General features: G+C 72.1%; 29 protein-coding genes and 1 pseudogene. 20 read left to right on the top strand and 10 right to left on the bottom strand.

Going from position 1 to position 22,060, the window contains the following annotated elements; translation table 11 throughout:
• The first annotated feature begins 11 nt into the window (after positions 1-11).
• The 5 genes from J1C73_RS26555 (at position 12) to ygfZ (ending at position 4,061) form a co-directional block, all read left to right on the top strand.
• The gene (locus J1C73_RS26555) at positions 12-821 is read left to right on the top strand and encodes a hypothetical protein (protein WP_242644739.1); all 810 of its coding nucleotides are present in this window, start codon (positions 12-14) and stop codon (positions 819-821) included.
• Positions 818-1,711 carry a hypothetical protein gene (locus J1C73_RS26550; RefSeq protein WP_207318599.1) on the top strand — a complete coding sequence of 298 codons (894 nt, stop codon included), beginning with the start codon at positions 818-820 and terminating at the stop codon, positions 1,709-1,711. The genes J1C73_RS26555 and J1C73_RS26550 overlap by 4 nt, the downstream gene beginning before the upstream one ends.
• Before the next feature lie 263 nt (positions 1,712-1,974).
• Positions 1,975-2,547, top strand: coding sequence for a heme-binding beta-barrel domain-containing protein (locus J1C73_RS26545; RefSeq protein WP_123460677.1), 573 nt, complete (start codon positions 1,975-1,977; stop codon positions 2,545-2,547).
• A gap of 74 nt (positions 2,548-2,621) precedes the next feature.
• A complete protein-coding gene (locus tag J1C73_RS26540; protein ID WP_123460678.1) occupies positions 2,622-3,068 on the top strand; it encodes a Fur family transcriptional regulator in 447 nt (148 codons plus the stop codon).
• 24 nt (positions 3,069-3,092) lie between these two features.
• Positions 3,093-4,061 carry a CAF17-like 4Fe-4S cluster assembly/insertion protein YgfZ gene (ygfZ, locus tag J1C73_RS26535; protein WP_207318598.1) on the top strand — a complete coding sequence of 323 codons (969 nt, stop codon included), beginning with the start codon at positions 3,093-3,095 and terminating at the stop codon, positions 4,059-4,061.
• 34 nt (positions 4,062-4,095) lie between these two features.
• Here ygfZ and dtd read toward each other — a convergent pair whose 3' ends face one another.
• Positions 4,096-4,545: a D-aminoacyl-tRNA deacylase gene (gene dtd, locus J1C73_RS26530; RefSeq protein WP_123460680.1), complete on the bottom strand. Its 450-nt coding sequence runs from the start codon at positions 4,543-4,545 to the stop codon at positions 4,096-4,098.
• 116 nt (positions 4,546-4,661) lie between these two features.
• Between dtd and J1C73_RS26525 the strand changes: the two genes are divergently transcribed.
• The 9 genes from J1C73_RS26525 (at position 4,662) to J1C73_RS26485 (ending at position 10,275) form a co-directional block, all read left to right on the top strand.
• Positions 4,662-5,285: an RsiG family protein gene (locus J1C73_RS26525; RefSeq protein ID WP_207318597.1), complete on the top strand. Its 624-nt coding sequence runs from the start codon at positions 4,662-4,664 to the stop codon at positions 5,283-5,285.
• Positions 5,286-5,331: 46 nt separating this feature from the next.
• On the top strand, positions 5,332-6,318 hold the full coding sequence (locus J1C73_RS26520) for an asparaginase (RefSeq protein ID WP_207318596.1): 987 nt from the start codon (positions 5,332-5,334) through the stop codon (positions 6,316-6,318).
• Positions 6,319-6,412: 94 nt separating this feature from the next.
• A complete protein-coding gene (locus tag J1C73_RS26515; RefSeq protein ID WP_207318595.1) occupies positions 6,413-7,666 on the top strand; it encodes a GNAT family N-acetyltransferase in 1,254 nt (417 codons plus the stop codon).
• 99 nt (positions 7,667-7,765) lie between these two features.
• Complete coding sequence (locus J1C73_RS26510) at positions 7,766-8,353, top strand: GNAT family N-acetyltransferase (RefSeq protein ID WP_307797802.1); 588 nt, start codon at positions 7,766-7,768, stop codon at positions 8,351-8,353.
• A complete protein-coding gene (locus tag J1C73_RS26505) occupies positions 8,350-8,991 on the top strand; it encodes an HAD family hydrolase (RefSeq protein ID WP_207318594.1) in 642 nt (213 codons plus the stop codon). Before J1C73_RS26510 ends, J1C73_RS26505 begins: the two co-directional genes overlap by 4 nt.
• Before the next feature lie 101 nt (positions 8,992-9,092).
• A complete protein-coding gene (locus J1C73_RS35195) occupies positions 9,093-9,437 on the top strand; it encodes a helix-turn-helix domain-containing protein (RefSeq protein WP_242644733.1) in 345 nt (114 codons plus the stop codon).
• Entirely contained in the window at positions 9,385-9,774 is a 390-nt protein-coding gene (locus J1C73_RS26495; RefSeq protein ID WP_207318604.1) for a hypothetical protein, read from the top strand. Before J1C73_RS35195 ends, J1C73_RS26495 begins: the two co-directional genes overlap by 53 nt.
• Complete coding sequence (locus tag J1C73_RS26490) at positions 9,771-10,034, top strand: DUF7848 domain-containing protein (RefSeq protein ID WP_207318593.1); 264 nt, start codon at positions 9,771-9,773, stop codon at positions 10,032-10,034. The genes J1C73_RS26495 and J1C73_RS26490 overlap by 4 nt, the downstream gene beginning before the upstream one ends.
• Before the next feature lie 43 nt (positions 10,035-10,077).
• On the top strand, positions 10,078-10,275 hold the full coding sequence (locus tag J1C73_RS26485) for a hypothetical protein (protein ID WP_207318592.1): 198 nt from the start codon (positions 10,078-10,080) through the stop codon (positions 10,273-10,275).
• 47 nt (positions 10,276-10,322) lie between these two features.
• On the opposite strand, the pseudogene J1C73_RS26480 reads toward J1C73_RS26485, so the two are convergent.
• From J1C73_RS26480 to J1C73_RS26465, 4 genes and pseudogenes are all read right to left on the bottom strand, one after another.
• Positions 10,323-10,484: pseudogene (locus J1C73_RS26480) on the bottom strand (ABC transporter permease); the annotation flags it as partial.
• Between the two features lie 94 nt (positions 10,485-10,578).
• Entirely contained in the window at positions 10,579-11,739 is a 1,161-nt protein-coding gene (locus tag J1C73_RS26475) for a PP2C family protein-serine/threonine phosphatase (RefSeq protein WP_207318591.1), read from the bottom strand.
• A gap of 181 nt (positions 11,740-11,920) precedes the next feature.
• Positions 11,921-12,073 (bottom strand): hypothetical protein, encoded by a 153-nt coding sequence (locus J1C73_RS26470; RefSeq protein WP_242644732.1) that lies wholly within the window; start codon positions 12,071-12,073, stop codon positions 11,921-11,923.
• Complete coding sequence (locus J1C73_RS26465) at positions 12,066-13,037, bottom strand: ATP-binding cassette domain-containing protein (protein WP_207318590.1); 972 nt, start codon at positions 13,035-13,037, stop codon at positions 12,066-12,068. The genes J1C73_RS26470 and J1C73_RS26465 overlap by 8 nt, the downstream gene beginning before the upstream one ends.
• An 88-nt stretch (positions 13,038-13,125) precedes the next feature.
• Here J1C73_RS26465 and J1C73_RS26460 point away from each other — a divergent pair, with 88 nt between their 5' ends.
• Together J1C73_RS26460 and J1C73_RS26455 are read left to right on the top strand one after the other, a co-directional pair.
• On the top strand, positions 13,126-13,944 hold the full coding sequence (locus J1C73_RS26460) for a TetR/AcrR family transcriptional regulator (RefSeq protein WP_207318589.1): 819 nt from the start codon (positions 13,126-13,128) through the stop codon (positions 13,942-13,944).
• Positions 13,945-13,969: 25 nt separating this feature from the next.
• Entirely contained in the window at positions 13,970-14,641 is a 672-nt protein-coding gene (locus J1C73_RS26455) for a TetR/AcrR family transcriptional regulator (RefSeq protein ID WP_207318588.1), read from the top strand.
• Positions 14,642-14,705: 64 nt separating this feature from the next.
• Here J1C73_RS26455 and J1C73_RS26450 read toward each other — a convergent pair whose 3' ends face one another.
• Both J1C73_RS26450 and J1C73_RS26445 read right to left on the bottom strand, forming a co-directional pair.
• Complete coding sequence (locus J1C73_RS26450) at positions 14,706-15,224, bottom strand: DUF2199 domain-containing protein (RefSeq protein WP_207318587.1); 519 nt, start codon at positions 15,222-15,224, stop codon at positions 14,706-14,708.
• A gap of 113 nt (positions 15,225-15,337) precedes the next feature.
• Complete coding sequence (locus J1C73_RS26445; RefSeq protein WP_207318586.1) at positions 15,338-15,610, bottom strand: hypothetical protein; 273 nt, start codon at positions 15,608-15,610, stop codon at positions 15,338-15,340.
• A gap of 179 nt (positions 15,611-15,789) precedes the next feature.
• Here J1C73_RS26445 and J1C73_RS26440 point away from each other — a divergent pair, with 179 nt between their 5' ends.
• The gene (locus J1C73_RS26440; RefSeq protein ID WP_207318585.1) at positions 15,790-16,404 is read left to right on the top strand and encodes a winged helix-turn-helix domain-containing protein; all 615 of its coding nucleotides are present in this window, start codon (positions 15,790-15,792) and stop codon (positions 16,402-16,404) included.
• 48 nt (positions 16,405-16,452) lie between these two features.
• Here the strand turns inward: J1C73_RS26440 and J1C73_RS26435 are convergent, their stop codons facing one another.
• Both J1C73_RS26435 and J1C73_RS26430 read right to left on the bottom strand, forming a co-directional pair.
• On the bottom strand, positions 16,453-16,944 hold the full coding sequence (locus tag J1C73_RS26435; protein ID WP_207318584.1) for a pyridoxamine 5'-phosphate oxidase family protein: 492 nt from the start codon (positions 16,942-16,944) through the stop codon (positions 16,453-16,455).
• 185 nt (positions 16,945-17,129) lie between these two features.
• Positions 17,130-17,618 carry a MarR family winged helix-turn-helix transcriptional regulator gene (locus J1C73_RS26430; protein WP_207318583.1) on the bottom strand — a complete coding sequence of 163 codons (489 nt, stop codon included), beginning with the start codon at positions 17,616-17,618 and terminating at the stop codon, positions 17,130-17,132.
• 123 nt (positions 17,619-17,741) lie between these two features.
• Between J1C73_RS26430 and J1C73_RS26425 the strand changes: the two genes are divergently transcribed.
• Together J1C73_RS26425 and J1C73_RS26420 are read left to right on the top strand one after the other, a co-directional pair.
• Positions 17,742-18,857: a DUF4037 domain-containing protein gene (locus tag J1C73_RS26425; protein WP_242644731.1), complete on the top strand. Its 1,116-nt coding sequence runs from the start codon at positions 17,742-17,744 to the stop codon at positions 18,855-18,857.
• 174 nt (positions 18,858-19,031) lie between these two features.
• Complete coding sequence (locus J1C73_RS26420) at positions 19,032-20,435, top strand: MFS transporter (RefSeq protein WP_207318581.1); 1,404 nt, start codon at positions 19,032-19,034, stop codon at positions 20,433-20,435.
• A 15-nt stretch (positions 20,436-20,450) separates the two neighbouring features.
• On the opposite strand, the gene J1C73_RS26415 is transcribed toward J1C73_RS26420, so the two are convergent.
• Positions 20,451-21,113, bottom strand: coding sequence for a sigma-70 family RNA polymerase sigma factor (locus tag J1C73_RS26415; protein ID WP_123460695.1), 663 nt, complete (start codon positions 21,111-21,113; stop codon positions 20,451-20,453).
• 74 nt (positions 21,114-21,187) lie between these two features.
• Between J1C73_RS26415 and J1C73_RS26410 the strand changes: the two genes are divergently transcribed.
• Positions 21,188-22,015, top strand: a complete 828-nt coding sequence (locus tag J1C73_RS26410; RefSeq protein WP_207318602.1) for an alpha/beta fold hydrolase — start codon at positions 21,188-21,190, stop codon at positions 22,013-22,015.
• The last annotated feature ends 45 nt before the right edge of the window (positions 22,016-22,060 follow it).

The following is a 22,060-nucleotide window of genomic DNA, read 5'->3' as shown; positions in this document are numbered from 1 at the left end:
CCCCCGCTCCGCTGCCCGAGCCCCCTCCCGGGCCCGTTCCCGATTCCGTCCCCGTTCCCGATTCCGCCCCGGCCCGGAGGGGCAGGGTGCGCCGGGTGATCCTCGCGACGGCCCCCGTCGTGCTGGTGCTCGCCGCTGTCGCCGGCGCAGCCGCGTACACGAAGGCCACCGTCGACGGCGCCGACCGTACGGTCACGACCCGCCTCTGGGCGCGGTCCGCGCACGGCCCCGGCAAGGACCCGGCCGGCGACGTCTCCCGGGGCCGGGCGTCCACGGAACTCAGCAAGCTGCTGCTGCCGGTCCCCGACGGATACCGGCTCGGCCCGGACCACGGGGCGCACGGCAACGACAGCGAGCTCAGCGGCCGCGAGGCCACCGCCGAGATGAAGGCCGGCAGCCGCGGGCTCGCCGGCAAGCAGCGGCGGGAGCTGGAGAAGCGGATCGACAAGCTCCACGTCCAGGGCCTGGCCATCCGCACCTACGCATCGGACGGGAACGACCTGATCGTCAGGACCGAACTGGTGCGGATGAAGGACGAAAAGGCCGTCCGGGACCTCTACGTCTTCCGGACGGGACTCTTCGACGCCGCCGGCCTCCTCCGGGACGGGCCGGCGGTCGGCGGCCACAAGAAGAACGCCAAGTGCTTCCTGCAGCCCGAGGACAGCGAGCTCAGGATCGAGAGCATGTTCTGCATGGCGTACGACGGCGAGACGGTCCTCACCTTCTCGGCTTCGGGTCCCACACCTGTCGACACGTCGTCCGTCGCCGGACTGGTGAAGGACCAGCTGGACCACATCACGTCCCCGGGGGAGTACGTATGACCGAGCAGACGGCCGCGCCCGCCGCCGAATCCGCGCCCGAGCCGGCCGGCGCCACCCCCGTAACGCCTCCGCCCGTGCCGATCCCGCCCATGCCGCCGCGGCCCCCGTCGCCGCAGCACCCGGCGCCCCGGCCCCCGCGCCGGGTGCTGCGGGCCGTGGCCCGGTGGACCGTCGCGGTGCTGGTGCTCGGCGGGCTCGGTGCGGGTACGGCGTACGCCATCACCTCGGCCGAGCGCACCGACGTGCCGGGGCTGGCCACGAAGGGCGACGGGCGCTGGGACTTCCCCCGGCTGAGCCTGCCCGCGCTCCCGGCCGGCGCGCCGCGCCCGTTCAGCGACGGCAACACCGCCGAGATCCACCACGCCGACCTGCGCCGCCTGCTGCTCCCGGCCCCGGCCGGAGCAACGGCCGACGAGAAACTGACCGGCGGCTGGGTCAGCACGCGACAGTTCGTCTCCGAGTACGAGAAGGACTCGCGTGCCGGTATCGGCGACCAGCTGAAGGAGTCCGCCCTCCGGCACATCGCCGCGCGCGGCTGGACCATGCCGGACGGCACGTCGAGCCGGATCTACCTGCTCCAGTTCAACTCGGCGGGCTATGCCGAGGCGTTCCACGACGACCGCTACATCGGCGCCACGGTGGGGGATCCGCTGATCGGCGCGGCTCAGATGGACCTGGACGAGACCTGGTCGGGCGGCGGGAAGGTGGAAAGCACCTCGTCCCACGTGGCCCGTGAGCCGAAGCCCTTCGGAGCCACTCAGGTCCGGCAGGCGTACCTGGTCGCCGGTGACACCGTCGCCCTGATCCTCCAGTCCCGCCCGGGAGCCGGGGGGACGGAGCGCATCCCCTTCCATCAGACGGTGATCCTGCAGAATCAGCTGCTGGGCTGACCGCCCCGCGGCAAACCCCGAACCGACGGGCCGGGCCCCCACCCATTAGGCTGGGACCCGGCCCGTACTGCTGCCATACCGCTCGTTCAAGGAGCTCCCGTGCTTGAGGCATTCTTCACCACCCTGCTGGTCCTGGTCTGTGTCGGCACCCTCGCCTTCGCCGGCCTGACCGTGAAGAAGCTGTACCAGGGTCAGCGCTGACCCCTCAGCTCCACGCGCGCCCCTCCCTGTCCCCCCCGCCTCACAGATCGTCTGAGCCGCTCATGATCGAGATTCCGTCCGACCTCCACCCGGACCTCGTCCCGCTGGCCTTCCTCCTGGGCAACTGGGCGGGCGCGGGCGTGTCCGACTTCCCCGGCGCCGAGAAGTGCAACTTCGGCCAGGAGGTCTCCTTCAGCCACGACGGCCGGGACTTCCTGGAGTACGTCTCGCACTCCTGGGTGCTCGACGCCGAGGGCGAGAAGGTCCGGCCGCTGGAGTCCGAGTCCGGGTACTGGCGGATCGACAAGGACCGCAAGGTCGAGGTCGTGATGGTCCGCGACCAGGGCGTCATCGAGATCTGGTACGGCGAGCTGGGCCACCAGAAGCCGCAGATCGACCTGGTCACCGACGCGGTGGCCCGGACCGCGGCCTCCGGCCCGTACAACGGTGGCAAGCGGCTCTACGGCTACGTGAAGAGCGACCTGATGTGGGTCGGCGAGAAGTCCACGCCCGAGGTGGAGCTGCGGCCGTACATGTCGGCGCACCTGAAGAAGGTCGTCACCCCCGAAGAGGTCGCCGCGATGGCGAAGAGCCTCGGTGACCTGCCGGACGACGGGATCGCGTTCTTCAAGTAGCCGGTGCGCGGTGCCTGAGGGCTGTCCCGGCATTTCGCTGGGGGCGGCGGCCGCCCGGACCTACACTGGGGCCTGTGGTGAGCACCGACTGGAAGACCGATCTTCGGCAGCGCGGCTACCGGCTGACGCCGCAGCGGCAGCTTGTCCTGGAAGCCGTCGACACGCTGGAACACGCGACGCCCGACGACATCCTCTCCGAGGTGCGCCGGACCGCGTCCGGCGTGAACATCTCGACCGTCTACCGGACCCTGGAGCTCCTGGAGGAGCTCGGTCTGGTGAGCCACGCCCATCTGGGCCACGGAGCCCCGACGTACCACCTGGCCGACCGCCATCACCACATCCATCTGGTCTGCCGGGACTGCGGAGACGTCATCGAGGCCGATGTCGGCGTCGTCGCCGAGTTCACCGAGAAGCTGCGCGGCACGTTCGGGTTCGAGACGGACATGAAGCACTTCGCGATCTTCGGCCGCTGCGCGGACTGCGCGGCGAAGGCGGCCGAGCAGTCCGCGAACCCGGCCTGAGGGGCCGAGTCGTACGCTGGTCGCATGAAGAGCCCCCTGCTGTCCCTGCCCGGCGCCGTCCCCGCCGAGGGCTGCGACGAAGGCGTCGCCGCGCACTACGGCGACCTGTTCCGCGAGCAGCGTGCCCTCGCCGACGGCTCCGGCCTCGTCGACCTCTCGCACCGCGGCGTCGTCACCGTCACCGGGAGCGACCGGCTGGCGTGGCTGCACCTCCTGATCACCCAGCACGTCACCGACCTCGCACCGGGACAGGCCACCGAGTCCCTGATCCTCACGGCGAACGGGCACATCGAGCACGCCATGTACCTCGTCGACGACGGCGAGACCGTGTGGATGCACGTCGAGCCGGACACGCAGGGCGAGCTGATCGCGTATCTGGAGTCGATGAAGTTCTTCTACCGGGTCGAGGTCGCCGACCGCACCGAGGATTTCGCGGTCGTGTATCTGCCGGCCGGTTCCATCGCCGCGGTGCCGGACGGAGTCACCGTACGGGAGACGCCGTACGGCCGTGACCTGTTCCTGCCGCGGGCCGGCCTGGAGGCGTACGCGGCGGAGCACGGCCCGGTCGCCGGGGTCCTGGCCTACGAGGCGCTGCGCATCGAGGGCCACCGCCCGCGCCTCGGTTTCGAGACCGACCACCGCACCATCCCGCACGAGCTGGGCTGGATCGGCACCGCCGTCCATCTCCAGAAGGGCTGCTACCGGGGCCAGGAGACCGTGGCCCGGGTGCAGAACCTGGGCAAGCCGCCCCGGCGCCTGGTCTTCCTGCACCTGGACGGCAGCGAGGTCATGCTCCCCGGGCACGGCACCCCGATCCGGCTCGCCGCAGACGGGGCCGAGGGCCGTCAGCTCGGCTTCATCACCAGCTCCGCCCGCCACCACGAGCTGGGGCCGATCGCCCTGGCCCTGGTGAAGCGGAACGTGGCGGTGGACGCGGAGCTGCTGGCGGGGGAGAACACGGCGGCGGCCCAGGAGACGGTCGTCGAGCCGTAGCCCTCCGGCCGCGTCCCCGCCTGCCGCCGCCGGATCAGACCTCGACGATGACGGTGAACGGGCCGTGGTTCGTGAGCGAGACCCGCATGTCCGCCCCGAACCGGCCCGTCTCCACCTGCGCCCCCAGCGCCCGCAACCGCGCGATCACCTCGTCGACCAGCGGCTCGGCGATCTCGCCGGGCGCGGCGGAGTTCCAGGTGGGCCGGCGGCCCTTCCGGGCGTCCCCGTAGAGAGTGAACTGCGAAATCACCAGAAGCGGCGCATTCACATCGGAGCAGGACTTCTCGCCCTCCAGGATGCGGACCGACCAGAGCTTGCGGGCGAGCTGCGCCGCCTTTTCCGGGGTGTCCCCGTGGGTGACTCCCACCAGCACACACAGGCCCTCGCCGACGATTTCGCCGACCACCGCGGGGCCGCTGCCCTCGCCGTCGGCGTCGGCCACCGTGACGCTCGCACCGTCCACCCTCTGTACCACTGCACGCATACAGACCAACCTATCTTGGGCTGAACGGGTACAGAGCATCTCCACCGGCACCCTCGGAGTGGCACGATGCACGGAGGCGGTGCGCCGACGCACCGGTCGAGGGGATGGACACAAGCATGAGCACCCATGGAACCGGGCAGTCCCCGGGCACCGTGCCGGTCACGCGTGCCGGCGTCAACAGCAGTGCAGGTACGAGTACGAGCACCATGCGCCCACCCGTGCAGCGGACCGGACAGGGCTCCGACGACGGTCCGGCCGCGCTCCCGTCCGAACTGGGCGCGCTGCGGCTGCCGGAGCTGCGTACACTGCGCCGCGACTCGCAGCGCGACGAGGCCGACCTCAGCTACGTGCGGCGGCTGGTCCAGGGGCGCATCGACATCCTGCGGGCCGAGCTGGCCCGGCGGCGGGACCCCGAGTCGCCGGTGGTGGACCGGCTCTCGGAGATCCTCGCCGACGCCCCGTCGCTGCACCGCTCCTCCGCCCGGCACGTCACGCTGAGCACCCCGCGCAGCGACGAGTACCGGCAGCTGGCCGCCGAGACGCTCGCCGAGGTCGAACTCTCCGACCTCGACGCCCGGACGGACGAGGAGCTGCACACCGCGATGGGACGCCTGGTCCGCTACGAGCAGCAGGTCTCCCGGCGCCGTCACCGGCTTCAGCGCACCGCGGACGACTGCAGTGCGGAGATCGCCCGCAGGTACCGTGACGGGGAAGCACAAGTAGACGACCTGCTCGCCTGAGGCAACCCCTCCGGGGGCGGGTCCCGCCCGTCCCCGGAAGGCCACCATGACCTCCAGCACCACAACTCCGTCCGCCATATCCGGCCCGACAGCCGCCCCGCCGGTGCTGGCCGAGGTCGTACGGTCCGGTTTCGTCGAGGGCCACCATCGCGGATCACTGGTCGTCCTGGCCGCCGACGGCAGCGTCGAGATGGCCCTGGGCGATCCGTCGGCGCCGGTCTTCCCCCGGTCGTCCAACAAGCCGATGCAGGCCGCGGCCGTGCTGCGCGCCGGGCTCGACCTGTCGGGGGAGCGGCTGGCGCTGGCCGCCGCGAGCCATGCGGGCGAGGGCTTCCACCTCGATCTCGTACGCAAGATGCTCACCGAGCACGGACTGTCGCCCGACGATCTGCAGACCCCGCCCGACCTTCCGCTGGACCCGGCCGAGGCGGAGACGTATCTCGCCGCGGGCCACGTCCGGGAGCGGATCACCATGAACTGCTCGGGCAAGCACGCGGCGATGCTCGCGGTGTGCTTGCACAACGGCTGGGACCCGGCCACCTATCTCGACCCGGCGCATCCGCTCCAGCGGCTGGTCCACCAGGTGATCGAGGAGGCGGCGGGCGAACCGGTCGCCGCGGTCGGCACGGACGGCTGCGGGGCGCCGCTGATGGCGATCTCCCTGGTGGGTCTCGCGCGGGCGTTCCGTGCGTTCGTCACGGCGGCACCGGGCACGGCGGAGCGCCGGGTGGCGGACGCGATGCGCGCCCACCCCGAGTACGTGGCGGGCACCCGTCGCCCGGACACCTGGCTGATGCGCGGGCTGCCCGGCACGCTGTCCAAGATGGGTGCGGAGGCGGTCCAGGCGGTGGCGCTCGCGGACGGCAGGGCGCTGGCCTTCAAGATCGACGACGGCTCGGCCCGGGCGCTCGGCCCGGTCCTGGCCCGTGCGCTGGGACTGCTCGGGGTGGACGCCCCGGTGGTGTCGCGGATCGGCCGGGCGCCGCTGCTGGGCGGCGCCGCGGAGGTGGGGGAGATCCGGGCGGCGTTCTGACCCGGCGCACCTCCCGGTTCCGGGCGCCGGTGCCGGTCCCGTACGGCGGGAAAAGCGGGCGACAACCCGAACAGCGGTGTCTAGCGTGGAGCGCATGAACAGCCTTGAGGCCCGTACCGTCACCGAGTCCGAGTTCGCCGATTGGCTGCGCGCCCTGAACACCGGATTCCTGCGCCCGCCGACCCCCTCGGACGAGGAGGTGGCCGGACGGCTGCCCCATATGGATCTGGCCCGCGTCCAGGGGGTGTTCGACGCCGGGCGGTGCGTGGCGACGTTCCGTTCGTTCGCGCAGGAGCTGACGGTCGTCGGCGGGGCGACGGTGCCGACCGACGCGGTCACCAACGTCACCGTGACGCCCACCCACCGCCGCCGCGGACTGCTCACCCGGCTGATGGCTGCGGACCTGGCGGCGGCCAAGGAGCGCGGCGACGTGGCCGCCACCCTGATCGCCGCCGAGTACCCGATCTACGGGCGGTACGGGTTCGGCCCCGCGGCCTGGACCACCGAGTGGGAGATCGACATACCGCGGGCGGGTCTCGACCCCCGGCTGTCCGGTACGTCCGAGCGCGACGGCGGCCGGATCGACCTGGTGGACGGCGCGGAGGTGCGCAAGCTGGGGCCGGCCCTCCACGACCGGCTGCGGGCCCGGCAGCACGGGGTGGTGAGCCGCGGCGACCGCTGGTGGGACCTGACGACCGGCAACGCGCTCTTCCCGAACGACCGCTGGACCGAGCCGTTCCACGCCGTCCACCGTGACGCCGAAGGCACCGTGGACGGCCTCCTCGTCTACCGCGCCGACGACCACTGGGGCGATGCCAAGCAGCCGCTGAACCGGGCGACGGTGCGCAGCATGATCGCGACGACCCCGGCGGCGGAGCGGGCGCTGTGGCACTTCCTCTGCTCGGTCGACTGGGTCACCACGATCCGCACCGGCAACCGCGCCCCCGACGACCTGCTCCCGCTGCTCCTCCCGGACCCGCGCGCGGCCCGCGTGGTGACGCAGGCGGACTTCCTGTGGGTGCGCCTCCTGGACGTCGTACGCGCACTGGAGGCCCGCACCTACGCCGTCCCCGGCTCCCTGGTCCTGGACATCCACGACGCCACCGGCCTCACCGCGGGCCGCTTCCACCTGGACGCCTCCCCGGCCGGCGCCACCTGCACCCCGACGACGCGCAGCGCGGATCTCGCGCTGGACGTACGGGAGTTGGGGGCGCTCTACCTGGGCGACGAGTCGGCCCTGCGGCTGACGGCCCTGGACCGCATCGAGGAGCTGACCCCGGGCGCGGCGGCGCTGGCGGACGTGCTGTTCCGGGCGGGGCGGCGGGCCTGGTGCCCGGATGTGTTCTAGCTAGTGCCCCGCCGGCTCTGATATCCGCGACCGCGTGTGGCGCGGCGGCTGCCGGGAAACCGAGGTGACTGGCCACGCCCGCCGGGGGAGACTCGCGGCATGCGCGATCGTGTAGATGCCTCCTCGGGCCTGGTGCTGCGGACATGGAGGGCCGAGGACGCCCCGGCGGTGATGGCCGCGTTCGCGGATCCGCTCATGCGGAGCCAGTCCGTCGAGCCGGTTGATTCTGTCCGGTCTGCCGAGCGGTGGATAGCCGCTCGTGGTGATCAGTGGGCTGCGGGCTCTTCCCACTCCTTCGCCGTCGTCGATGGCGGTGGCCTCGTTCTCGGCCAGATGTGCGTCGGCCCGGTGGACCGGCGTCATGGCACGGGATGGGTGTCCTACTGGACTGCGTCAACGGCTCGTGGCCGAGGTGTGGCCTCCCGTGCCTGCTGTGCTGTGGCCCAGTGGGCTTTCGACGATGCTGAACTCTTCCGGTTGGAGCTTGGACACCGGGTGAACAATCCAGCCTCCTGCGGAGTGGCTCGCGCTGCCGGCTTCGCGGTGGAAGGACAGCAACGAAGAAGCTCGAATACGACGGTGTCCGTTACGACGTGGAACTCCATGCCCGCCTGGCAACGGACCGGGGGCCGATTCCGTGGTGAGGCCGGATCTGGTCCGTGCCTCCGCGTAGGGTCGGAACAGTGATTGAGACCATCGTCTTCGATGTCGGCGAGACGCTAACCCGCGACGACCGTTACTGGGCGGCCTGGGCGGACTGGCTCAACGTGCAGCCCCACACACTCAGCGCGCTTGTCGGGGCCATGGTGATCCAGGGGCGGGACAACGCGGAAGCTGTGCGGCTGCTGCGACCGGGCATCGACATCGCCGCCGAGTACGAAGTCCGCGAAGCCGCAGGGCGGGGTGAAACGCTCGACGAACGCGACCTCTACGACGATGTCCGCCCGGCCCTCGCGGCGCTGCGCGAACTCGGCGTCCGCGTGGTCGTGGCCGGAAATCAGACGCAGAAGGCAGCCGCCCTGCTGCGCGCGCTCGATCTCCCCGCGGACCTCGTGGTCATGTCCGGCGAGTGGGGCGTCGCCAAGCCGGCCCCGGCATTCTTCAGCCGCGTCCTGGAAGTGTCCGGGGCGAGCCCGCAGACGACGCTGTACGTGGGCGACCATCCCGCCAACGATGTCTTCCCGGCCAAGATGGCGGGGCTGCTGACGGCCCACATTCGGCGCGGCCCGTGGGGGCACTGGTGGGCAGACGACCCGGCGGTGCGCGCCGAGGCGGACTGGTCGATCAACTCCCTCATGGATTTGGTCGGGATCATCGAACCGTGACGGCAAAGTGACGGTCTCACCGGGAGTTCAGGTCGCGCCGTTCGCGTACCCAGGTGGTGGTTGCCCGGTACGGTGCGAGCGGACGCCTCGAACGGAGCACTATGCCGCCGCCCCAGCCCGGTCCGGTAGGCCGCCGCATTGCGTACTACCGCAGTGTCGCCCGACCGAAGTTGACCCAGCAGCAGCTCGCCGACCGCGCGAGCGTCGCACTCGGCACCATCCGCAAGATCGAGCGTGGAGAGCGCGGCGTCACTGACGGCACCCTCGATGCCATCGCCGGAGCGCTTGGCGTGGACCCGTCCCGTCTCGTTGCCGACCGGGAGCACGTTTCCACCCGCATCCGAGAGGCCGATCGTCACCTGCGGCTGCCGCGCCGGTGCCACGCCGGGGCCCGTGCTGCCGTGGCTCCCGCCGGACGGCATGGCGCGGACGGTCGGGGCCGGTGAGCACTGGGACGCGGTACGTGTGCCGTTCAGCCTCGGCCGTCCGGCAGCCGAGGCGCTGGGCGGCGACTGCGGTGCGGTGATCAGCGACTCGTGGTCCCGCATCCTGCACTTCCTGACCACGGCAGGTGCGACCGCGGGCTGGGAGGTGCAGGGCACCGTCCCCTGCGGGGTCACTACCTACGTCACGGTGCCGCCGCTGAGCGCCACGGACACCCGTCTGCACTGGCTCCGGCCGCCGACATCCGGCCGCGTCGGCACCGAGCCCGTAACGCTGCGCGCAGCCCTGGCCGCGTCGACGGCGCTCATGCTCGGCCCGAGGGCGGGGCGACTCGCGTGACGATCCGATCAGTGATCCGTATGGCGGACTGGACGATCAAGGTGGACCGTACCCCTGGCGCCTCGGGCCCTGTGTACGAGGTGGAGTGCACCACCTGCCTGGAGGCGTCCGACGCCGACGAGCGACCGAGGCCGCCCGAGGACTGGGCGCTGCGTCATACCGGCCACAACCCTGGCCATCGCGGATACCGCGCGATCATCACGTCGTTCCTCCGTGTCACCCCTGCCCCGGGCAACCCGTTGCACCAGGAGGCACCATGACAGATGTGCCCACGACCACCATCGCTGAGAAGCGCGTGCGGTCATGAGATGCGTTGACTGCGACCAGGTGATCACCGGCACGTACGTGGTGGTCGCGTACGGCGACTCGATGTCAGCGGCCCGACAGGACTCGTACGCCCATCCGCCGCGAACCCCGGAGTGTCTGCCCCGCACCCGGAAGCGGCTGGCGTTCCGGCGGAAGCTCGACGACAGCCACGACCTCGGCCGACGTCAGCGCTGAACTCCCGCTCGTAGGCGCTCGACGAGCATCTACGGACGGCCCCGTGGTCACCGTGTCCGCACGCTGAACAGCACGTCCGGCAGTGCCATCGCCGCCAGCAGTATCCCGGCGGCCCAGGTCAGCGCGATCCAGGGGGAGTTGCCCACCGGCTGGTCCAGCAGGAGGCCGCGCAGGGACTCGATGGCCGGGGTGACCGGCTGGTGGTCGGCGGTTTCGGCAGCTCGGACCAGACCTCTCATCGGATCAAGATCACGAGCTTCTGACCTGGAGCTTTGCGCTAGTTGGCACTTGGTTCGCTGTTCGTTAACGGCACCCCCAGTCGAGGCACAGCACGGTGGCGTCGTCGGCCAGGTGGCCGTTGCCGGCGTCGGTGACCGCTGCTGTCAGGACACGCACGACCTCTCGGGGATGTTCGGAGGCGGTGTCGCGTATGAGGCCGGGCAGGTCGACGGACTCGGCATGTTGTTCCTGCATGCCGTCGGTGTAGAACAGGAGCCGGTCGCCGGGGCGCAGGTCGAGGTCCTGTACGTGGTAAGCGGTGCCTCCGGGGGCGCCGAAGAGCAGGTCGATGTCCAGGCGTACCTCGTCCACCGTGCCGTCGCGCAGGAGCAGTGGCCAGGGGTGTCCGGCGTTGACGAGCTGTGCGCCGGTTCCGTCGAGGGCGATGCGCAGGAGCTGACCGGTGGCGAGGGTGTGGTGGCCGTGGTCGAGGAGGGCCTGGTGGATCTTGTGGGCCTGGCCGGCGAGGTCGGCGCCGTCGCGGCGGGCGCCGCGCGAGGCGTTGACCAGGAGGGTGGCCATGAGGGCGGCGTTGACGTCGTGGCCCATGGCGTCGGTGATGGACAGGTGCAGGGTGTCGTTGTCGAGGGTGTAGTCGTAAGTGTCCCCGGCGGCGTCGTCGGCGGGTACCAGGGTCGCGGCGAGCACGAACTGCGCGGCTTCGCAGGAAGGTGCGCTGGGCAGGAGCTGGCGCTGGATCTCGGCGGCCAGGGTGAGCGGGGTGGCGCGCTGGCCCCACCGGTAGAGGTCGGTGAAGCGGCGGTCGGTGACGATGATGTATGCCAGTGCGTGCGCGGCCTCGCGGACCTCTTCCAGGATTTCCTGGCTGACGTGCGGCAGGGACAGCTCCAGGACGCCGATGGTGTCGCCGCGGTTGGTCACCGGGGCCAGTAGCCGTTTTCCGTGCCCGGCGTCGGGGGCCTGCACCAGTTCCTGGGTGCGCAGCACTCGGTCGTAGACGCTGCCGGCCAGCCGGATCCGGCCGGCTTGGAGGGCGGCCTGCGAGGCGATCGTCTCGTCGATGCGCACCATCTGCTGGCCGACGAGGTCGACGAACAGGAACGACACCGCCCGCGCGTCGAACCGGTCGCGCAGATTGCGCGCCACCACGCCGAGAGACGCCCCGGGCGCCGCGTCCTCCGCCGCGGCGAGCACCTTGTCCAGTCCGAAGGGGTCACCCGGCATCGTTGCCTCCCCAGCGTCCTCGTGCGCAAGTCCCGGCGGGCCGCCGGCACCGTCCGCACTCGATCACACTGCTTCCAGGTTGCGCCCTTGCACGGCAGCACGCGAGTCCCAGTCCCTCGCCTACAGGACCCCCATCAGCGTGCGGAACGTGCCTCACTTGCCTGTTCGGCATCTGGGCCGACTACCAGCAGTGCAGCATCAGCGAGGTGACGAGGGCGTCGGTGTTGCGCCTGCTGATGCGCAGCGAACGGGCGGTCATCGTGCCGGCGTGGACGAGCGGGGCGCGGACCGCGGACGGGGGCCGGGCCGGGGCGGCGGCGAGGGCTTCAGACATGGGCGGCCGGTGTCTCCTTCGTCGCGGTCAGGGCCAGGAAGACGTCGTCGAGCGTGGTGCTGTGCAGGGTGAACCGCTCGATCTCGGTGCCGGCCGGGTCGATCTCGTCGAGCAGCGCCCGCACCTGGGCCGCGGAGCCGTCCGTCGGCAGTCCGAGGGTGAGGGTCGCGGGCGCGTGGTGCACGGCGCGGTGGGTGAGCCGGAGGTAGCTCGCGCGGTCGGCCATGACCAGGTCCAGGCGGTGTCCACGGACGCGTGACTTCAGCGCGTCCGCGGTGCCCTCGGCGACCTTGCGGCCCCGGTCGAGGACGGCGATGCGGTCGGCCAGCCGGTCGGCCTCCTCCAGGTACTGGGTGGTGAGCAGCACCGTGGCGCCCTCGGTGGCGAGATCGCGGACCACCTGCCAGAGTTCCTGCCGGCTGCGCGGGTCGAGACCGGTCGTCGGCTCGTCGAGGAAGAAGACCTCCGGCTGCGGGCTGCCGACCAGACTGGCCGCCAGGTCGAGCCTGCGCCGCATCCCGCCGGAGTACGTGCGGACGGTGCGGCGGGCCGCTTCGGTGAGGCCGAAGCGTTCGAGGAGTTCGGCGGCCCGGAGGCGCGCGTCCGCCCGGGAGCGGCCGGTCAGCCGGCCCATCATGCGCAGGTTCTCCTCGCCGGTCTGCGTCTCGTCGACGGCGGCGTACTGCCCGGTGAGGCTGATCGCGTGGCGCACCCGGCTCCGGTCGGCCACGACGTCGTGCCCGGCGACGCGCGCCGTGCCGCTGTCGGCGGTGGTGAGCGTGGCCAGGATGCGTACGGCGGTGGTCTTGCCCGCGCCGTTGGGGCCGAGCAGCGCGAGGACGGTGGAGCGGCCGACCCGCAGGTCCAGGCCGTCCAGCACGGGCGGCGCGGCTCCTGTGTACGACTTGGTCAGTCCGTGGGCCTCGATCATGGCGGCCGGGGGCATGGGTGTGCCTGGCGGCATGGGTGCGCCCCTTTCTGCGTATTGAGTACGCGTTATTGTGTAAGGGTTACGCATAACTAGGATGACCGTCAAGGGAAGGAGGGTTCAGGTGACGGAAGAGAACGGTTCGCCGGGCGGCACGGACCTGCCGGTCAGCATCGAGGCCGCCTGGGGGCTGCGGGCGCGCCCGGTGAAGGGGCCCAAGCCGGGGCTCAGCCTGGAGCGCATCGTGGACGCCGCGGTGGCGGTGGCGGCGTCCGAAGGGCTCGGCGGGGTTTCCATGGGCCGGGTCGCCAAGGACCTCGGCGCCTCGACGATGTCGCTCTACCGGTACGTGGCCGCCAAGGACGAGCTCTACGTGCTCATGCAGGAGGCGGCCCTGGGCCCGCCGCCCCCGCTGCCCGCCCTGGAGGAAGGGGCCGGCTGGCGGGAGGCGCTCTCGCAGTGGGCCTGGGCGCAGCGCCGGGTCTTCCACCGCAACCTGTGGATGCTCCGCATCCCCATCTCGGGACCGCCCGCCAGCCCGCACTCCGTCGCCTGGTGGGAACAGGGCCTCCAGGCTCTCGAAGGCAGCGGTCTCGGGCCGGGTGACACGGTCTCCGTCATCCTTCTGGTCGGCGGTTTCGTGCGGAACGAGGCGCTGCTGATGGGTGATCTGGACGCCGCTGTCGAGGCGCGCGGCGTACCGGCGCAGGAGGTGATGGAGAGCTATGCCCGCACGCTGAACCGGCTGGTCGACCCCGAGCGCCATCCCGCGCTCTCCCGGCTGATGGCGTCCGGCGTGATGTGGGGCCCGGAGGAGCCCGACCACGAGTTCCGCTTCGGCCTCGAACGGGTGCTGGACGGGATCGACGCGCTGGTCCGGGAGCGCGGGCGGGATCAGGGCTCACCGAGAAGGGCGCGGGCGGCGGACGTCAAGTCCGGTTGAGGTCAAGGGCGTACGCTTCGTGGTCATGAGCGGAGAGAAGCCCAGGTCCGGCGCGGCGGCGGACGAGGACGCGCCCCGTGGGCCGAACGCGCCGATGAGTCTGCGCGAGCGGAAGAAGCAGCTGACGTACCAGGCCGTCTCCGACGCCGCGATCGCGATGTTCCTGGAGCGCGGCTTCGACAAGGTCTCGGTGGCGGAGGTCGCGGCCGCCGCGGACATCTCCAAGCCGACGCTGTTCCGGTACTTCCCGTCCAAGGAGGACCTGGCCCTGCACCGGTTCGCCGATCACGAGGACGAGCCCGCCCGGGTGGTCACCGCCCGCGCCGACGGCGAATCCCCGCTCGACGCGCTGCGGCGCCACTTCCTGGACGGCCTGGAGCGGCGCGACCCGGTCACCGGCCTCTGCGACGTGCCCGAGGTGCTGGCGTTCCACCGGCTGCTGTACGGGACGCCGTCCCTGGTGGCCAGGCTCTACGCGTACCAGGGCCGCTCCGAGGCCGCTCTCGCCCGCGCCCTGGGCGACCGGGTGTCCGACCGGCTGGCGGCGGGCCAGATCGTCGCGGTCCTGCGCATCCTGGCCCTGGACAACTGGCAGCGGATCAGTGCGGGGCGGAGCGCGGACCAGGTGTACGGGGGTGCGGTCGAGGCGGCGGAGCTGGGGTTCACGCAGCTGCGGTCGGGGCTGGGGGAGCGGTAGGCGGTGGCCGCGGTCCAGGGCCCGCGCGGCGGATCGGGGCCCGGCGGGACTCCGCGGGCGTGGGCTAAGGGCTGTCCTCGGCGTGCTGCACCGCTTCGGCTATCTCCTGTACCCGGCCGAACGTGATCCCGTTCCGCTGCTCCACGGCCAGCGGATGGTCGGTGGGCTCCAGCTCGATGAGCGGGCGGCGGCCGATCGGGCGGGTGTGCGCGTTGGTCCTGAGGTTGGTCGTGCGAGGGGAGTAGAGCCCCAACTCGGTGGTCAGCCAGCCGAAGTACGGCTTCTCGGACTCCCGGCCCGGGGTCTCCCACACATCGAGGGCGCGGCCGAAGTTCTCCCGGCTCAGTGACACCCAGACGCCCCAGGAGAACGGTTCCTGGCTGCCCGCCACCGGTATCTCGATCAGGCCCTTGATGAAGTAGTGCTCGTGCCTGACGATGCACTGGTCCGTCGAGAGCATGCTGTCGGGGTCGCTCTCCAGGCTCGCGTCCCAGACGTCGGGTGCCATGGTGGAGTACCCCATCGGGAGTTCCGTGTGGTGTCCGCCGCAGCGGGAGCAGGTGAAGCCGGGGTCGGGTGCCATGGGCGGGATCCTAGAGCCTCTCCGATGCGCGCCGGTGCCCTACGGGCCGCCGGCGGTACCCGACGGCCCGTCACCCGGACCTGCACGGGCCGTCACGGGTGCCCCACGGGCCGTCAGTGGCGGCGTGCGGTCAGCAGCCAGGCGAGGTCGATCAGCGCGATCGCCCCCCAGATACAGCCGACGGTGGCGCCCGTGGCCGGGGCGACGGCCGTGGCCAGGGCGCCGAGCGCGACCGTGCCCAGTACGAGCAGGGCGGCGCGCCCCCGGGCGGCGGACGCGCGCAGCGGCCCCGGTTCGGCGAGCCGGTCGGCCAGGTAGGCGTCGAACGCCTCCGCGACCTGGTCGTCGATCTCGTCCCGCGTCCGGGCGTCCAGCGGCTCAGCCATGACAGACCGCCCGAAGCCCCGCCGCCGGTCCCCTGTCGGCCAGGTGTTTCCGCATCTCGACCCCCCGAGAGTTCAGGAGACGCCCGGTGGCGCCTCCTTCACCAACGTAGCGATTGCAGAGGAGTTCTGCAAACAATCTCTGCAATAGTTGCAGAGATTCTTTGCAGTACGCTGGCGGCATGGTCGAGCGCCCCGAGAAGAGAGTGCTCACCGGCCCGGACCTCAAGGCCTTCGACAAGGCGCTGTCCAACCCGGTGCGCCGCGACATCCTGAGCTACCTCGGCGAGCACGGCGAAGCGAACTCCACCGGCGTCGCCAAGGCGCTCGGCGAGTCCACCGGCACCACCAGCTACCACCTGCGCAAACTCGCCGATCTCAAGCTGATCGCCGAGATCGAGGAGCGGTCCGCCGGCCGGGAGCGCTGGTGGCGGTCGCTCATGACGGACATCTTCACCCCGCCCGGCCTGGAGATGACGGCCGACGAACGCGAGGCCGCGGTGAAGATCGGCGCGCTGAGGATGACCCACGACCTCGGCCTGGTCGTGAGCGCGTACGCCGGCTACGACGCCTCCGGGGGCTGGAACCAGATCTACCGCATGGGCCTGCGGATGACGAAGGAACAGGTCGCCTCGTTCGCCGAGGAGTACGAGACGCTGATGCGCAAGTACCTGACCGTCCCCGGTGAACACCCGGCCGGCTCACGCCAGATGGCCGTACGCCTGGTGATGGTCCCCGACGAGGGTCCCCGGCCCGGCCTGCCGCCGGAGCCGGAGCCGGAGCCGGACGCGGGCTAGCGCTGTGCCGTACCGCGTCCTGCGGTGACGGCGCCCGTACCGCGCGGGTCACTGCGCCGCGGGCACGTCCAGCGCGGTTCCGTAGAGCCGGGAGACGCGGAGCCGGATCACCACGCGCCGGTCGGCGACCACCTGGGACAGGAAGGCCGCCTCCTCGGCGGGGTCCTCGAAGCCGGGGGTCATGGAGAGCAGTTCGCGGCTCACCGCGTCACCGGGTCCGGTGGCCGGTTCCGACACCTCGGCCTCGCCCTCGGCGACCGCGAAGGAGAACACGTCCGGACCGCTGACGTGCAGCGCGGCGTGCGGATCGGCGCGGAGTTGGCCCGGCTTGAGGCGGTCGGCGGTGCTGGAGACGCGCACCACGCGCTCCGCGGCGTCCCAGGCGTAGAGCACGGTCGTCAGATGGGGGTGCCCGGTGCGCCGCACGCTCGCCAGGACTCCGAACTGCCGCTCCCCGAGCAGCCGGGACAGTTCGGCGTCGGTGAGCACGCGCGGGGCGGGGCCGGTGCCGGGGCCGGAGGGCTGCGAGGAGGCGGACATCGGACTCTCCTGTCGGTCGGGTGGACAAGCGTCGGTCGGGTCGGCAAGTGCTGGTCGGGTTGACGAGTACAGGTCGGGTCAACAAGAGAGACGCTAACAGATGGTTTCGTTGAAGACTATTTCTTTCGGTCTCATCTTCGGGATGTGCCGCTTCGGGATGTGCCGCTTCGGGCCTGACCGGCCGGCTACTTCCGGCTCTGCCGGGCCCGGCGGGTCGCCCCGGGGGTCTCGGCCGGGGTGGACAGGTGGCCGCCGGCCAGTTGACCCAGGGTGCGCAGGAGTGTGTCGCGGTCGCCGCGGTCCAGGCCGGTCAGGGCGTCCCGGTGCACCCGGTCCACGATCTCCTGGCTCCGTCCGGCGAGCGCCGCGCCCTTCTCGGTGACGGCGATGATCCGCGCCCGCCGGTCCCGGCCGGAGGGCCGGCGCTCGGCGAGGCCCGCGCTCTCCAGTGCGTCCACCGTCACCACCATCGTGGTCTTGTCCATGTCGCCGATCTCGGCGAGCTGGATCTGGGTGCGCTCCTCCTCCAGGGCGTGGACCAGGACGCAGTGCATCCGCGCCGTGAGCCCGATCTCGGCGAGCGCCGCCGACATCTGGGTCCGCAGTACGTGGCTGGTGTGGTCCAGGAGGTAGGAGAGGTCCGGCGCGGTGCGTGTGGGTGCCATGGCGGTCATGTCTGCCAGCGTAGCCATTCGATCTGTGGCGGATCGTCCGCAAACGGACTTTCCTGGGAGGTGGCCCTGCCGGCCCGGAACTAATCGATGGCCGATCCGCTTCCGCCCCCGCACAGTGGCCGTATGACCCACACCGAAGCCGCCTTCCTGCCAGGTCTGGAGCTCTCCCGCATCCTGTACGAGGAGGCCGTGCGGCCGGTCCTGGAGGCCGGCTTCCCCGGGCTGCCGTACGCCGCCGCGCGGATCGGGCCGGGCTCGGAGGTGCTCGGCTTCGACACGGCCCGGTCGGCCGACCACGACTGGGGCCCGCGGCTGGACCTCTTCCTCGCGGCGGACGACGTGGCGGCACACGGCGACGCGATCCGGCGGCTCCTGGCGGACCGGCTGCCGAAGGAGATCCGCGGCTGGTCCACCCACTTCCGCTCCGCCGGTGATCCGCTCGACCCGGTCGGGCACCTGGAGGTGACCGACGGACCGGTCAGCCACCGCGTGTTCGCGTACGGCATCGGCGACTGGCTGACCCGGGAGGCCGGCTTCGACGCGTCGACCGCCGAACCGGCCGTCCGGGACTGGCTCGCGATGCCGCAGCAGAGACTCGCCGGGATCACCGGCGGTGCGGTGTTCCACGACGGCCCCGGCCTCCTCACCGCCGCACGGCGGCGGCTGGCCCGGTATCCCGAACAGGTGTGGCGGTACCTGCTGGCCTGCCAGTGGCAGCGGATCTCCCAGGAGGAGGCCTTCGTGGGGCGCTGCGCCGAGGTCGGCGACGAACTCGGCTCGGCCGTGGTCACGGCCCGGCTGGTGCGCGACCTCATGCGCCTGAGCCTGCTCCTGGAGCGGCGTTACGCGCCGTACAGCAAATGGCTGGGCAGTGCGTTCGCTCAACTGGATGCGGCCGCAAGGCTGTTGCCCTCCCTGCGCGGCGCGCTGGCGGCCACGGACCAACCGGAACGGGAACGGCACCTCTGCGCCGCGTACGAGGCGGTGGCGATCCGTCAGAACGAGAGCGGCCTGACCGACCCGGTGGACCCGTCCCCCCGCCCGTACCACGGCAGGCCGTTCCTGGTCCTGCACGCGGAGCGCTTCGCCCGCCCGCTGGCCGCCTCGCTCACGGACCCGGAGCTGTGCGGCCGGCCGCTGACCGGGGCCGTGGACCAATGGGCAGACAGCACGGACCTGTTGATGGGAGCGGACGGGGACGCGCTTCGGGCGGCGGGGGCGGCGATGGCCCGCCGGTGAGGGGGCGCCGGACGTCCGCCGCTCAGCCGCGGCGGCCCGAAATCCAGTGGCAGGCCGTCGCGCCGCCCGCATAGCTTTGGCGCCCGTGACTCATGATCCGAAAGCGCTGTCCGACGGGTTGGCACATGTCCTGCGCGCCACGGCGACCAGCCTTCTGGCGACGGGCGGACGGCGATGACCGAGCGTGCTCCGGCGAAGCCGGAGACCGCCGTCGAGGAGCGTCTGTTCTCCCGGACGTACGCGGCCGCGACCATCAGCTTCGCCGCGGTGATGTTCCTGACCGGGTTCGCCGCGCTCGCCGTCGTGCCCACCCTCCCGGCGGCCGCCCGGGAGCTGGACGGGGTCCACCTCTACCCGCTGGTGGCGGGCTGTTTCGTCGCCGCGAGCCTGCTCGGCGGGGTGCTGGGCGGCGACTGGGCGGACCGTGCCGGGGCGGGGCGTCCGCTGGCGGCCGGTGTGGTGCTGGCGGTGGTCACCCTGGTGGTCTCGGCGACCAGCACCACCATCTGGCAACTGGCGGTCGGGCGCTTCCTGGACGGGGTGGCGGCCGGGATGATCGCGGTGGCCATCAACACCGCCATCGCCCATGCCTACCCGGACCGACTGCGGGCGCGCGCACTGGCGTTGATGAGTACCTGCTGGATCATCCCCTCGCTGACCGGCCCGCCGCTGGCGGGGCTGGTGGCCGACTGGTGGTCCTGGCGCGTGGTGTTCTACGGCCTGGCCGCCCTGACCGTGATTCCTTCGCTGGCCGTGGTGTTCCTGCTCCGCAGCCGCTCCTGGCAGGCGGCGCCCGCGGACCTGGCCTCCGAGGCGTCGGCGGACCGGGTGCCGCGCCCCGCGCTGCTGGTCGCGGCCGCGGTGAGCGTGGGCGCGGCGCTGGGGCAGTACGCCGTCTCGGGCTGGGACGTGCGCCACCTGCTGTGCGGGGTGGCGGGAGTGGCGCTGCTGGTGGTGTTCGCGCCCCGGCTGCTGCCTCCCGGCACCTGGCGTGCCGCGCGCGGGCTGCCCGCCGCCGTGCTGCTGCGCGGTCTGACGTCGGGGGCGTACTTCACGCTGGAGGCCTTCGTGCCCCTGCTGCTCGACACCGCCCGGCAGGTGCCGCCCGTGCAGACGGGGCTGGCCTTCACGGGTGCCGCCATCGCCTGGGCGGGCGCCTCCTGGCTGCAGGGCCGCCTCCAGGGACGCGTCTCCCGCCACCGGATGATCACGGCCGGTTCGCTGGTGATGGGCGCGGCGGTCGTGATCGCCGCGGCCGGGACGCTCCCCGGGACACCCGCGCTCACCGCCGCCGGGGCCATGGTGCTCGCGGCCATCGGCATGGGCATGGTCGCCCCGTCCCTCACCCTGCTCTCGCTCACGCACAGTCCGCCGGGCCGGCAGGGATATGCGAGCAGCGCGATGCAGACCAGCCAGAACCTGGGCCAGATGGCGGTCATGGGTGTGTCCTCGGCCGTGTTCAACCTCTTCCTGGGCATCGGCTCCGCCGAGCTGGCCGGGTACGCCGCCGCCTTCGGCCTGCTGCTCGTGCCGAGCGTCCTGGCGGCCGCCCTCGCCGCCCGCGCCCGGAGCAGCTGAAACCCGCCCGAGGGCTCAGGAGCCGTCCCTGAGCCGGTCGCGCTGAATCCGGTGGGCGAGGGTGCGGCGTACGGAGGCCGAGCCGAGCGGGGCGGCGCCGGCCGGGGCGGTGGCCTGCCTGGACGGTACGTCGAGACCGCGGCTGATCTCGTCGTACGCGTCCCGGTGGGCACGGGACAACGCCTGCGCGTCCGCGTCCCGGTGGACATCGGGCACTCCCTCGCCGTACCGCCGCAGATCGTCCTCGACGAGCCGCCGCAGCTCGTCGACGTTCTCCGGGGTGAAGCGCTTCCTGCCCCGGGCGAGGGCGCTGACGCAGCCCGTGCAGCGGGCGGCGTCCGCGTACGTCTCGGAGATGTCCTCGGCCAGCCCCCACAGGCGTCCCTCCAGCCACGGAACGTCGTGCTGGCCGAGGGAGAGGTCCATCGAGGGTGCCGGATCGGCGGAGCGGTACTTCGTCACCTGCTTGGACACGGCGGGCTGACTCATGTCGGTGAGCCGCGCGATACGGTCCTGGGTCCAGCCGAAGCCGATGAACAGCCTGATCATCTCGGCGCGGAGCTTCCGCATCTCCTCGCCCGCGCGGATGACGTCGTTCATCCCGGCGAGCATCCGCTCGGCCTGTTCCTCGGTCAGCGCCCCGGGGCTGTGCCGCGTGTCCTTCTCTCCGCCTGCCACAACCAAGTTATATACCTGACCACCGCGCCATAACCACGTTGTACAACCTGGTTATGGCTGGCAGTATCGCTCGTATGACCACCTTCTGCGCGTCCGACGGCACCCGGCTCGCCTACCGCGCGTACGGGGACGGCGACCCGCTCGTCTGCGTCCCGGGAGGCCCTGCGGACTCCCGCTACCTGGGCGACCTCGGCGGCCTGTCCGGTCACCGCCGCCTGATCGTCCCGGACCTGCGCGGCACCGGAGGGTCCGCGGTCCCCGAGGACGTCTCGTCCTACCGCTGCGACCGCCTCGTCGACGACGTCGAGGCCCTGCGCGAACACCTCGGCCTTCCCCGGACGGACCTGCTCGCCCACTCGGCCGGTACGAACATCGCGACGCTGTACGCGGCCCGGTTCCCGCAGCGTGTCGGCAGGCTCGCCCTGATCACCCCCAGCACCCGGGCCGTCGGTATCGAGATCACCGGGGAGGAGCGCCGCGAGCTCGCGGCGCTCCGGAAGGACGAGCCGTGGTACCCGGCCGCGTCCACCGCGCTGGAGGCGATCACCCGGGGGGCGGACGGCGACTGGGATGCCGTGGCCCCGTTCTTCTACGGCCGGTGGGACGACGCGGCACGGGAGCACTGCGTGGCGAGCCGGCCGGAGAACCCGGAGGCCGTCGCCGGCTTCGGAGCGGAGGGCGCCTTCGGCCCGGCCGCCACCCGCACGGCGATCGCCGGCTTCGGGGCCCCGGTCCTGCTGCTGGCCGGGGAGTTCGACCTGAACAGCCCCCCTCGGGCGGCGGCCGGATTCGCCGCGCTGTTCCCCGGAGCGGCGCTCGTCGTGCAGCCGGGGGCGGGGCACTATCCGTGGCTCGACGACGCCGGCCGGTTCACCGCGGCTGTCGAGGCGTTCCTGCGGTGATCCGGGCGCGGGCGCCGGTCGGCCGGCCCCGCCCAGTCCGGTTCG

Origin of the sequence: Streptomyces laculatispora (genome assembly GCF_017353455.1) — a bacterium.
Lineage (GTDB): Bacteria > Actinomycetota > Actinomycetes > Streptomycetales > Streptomycetaceae > Streptomyces > Streptomyces laculatispora.
This window is presented reverse-complemented; position numbering and strand designations above follow the sequence as displayed.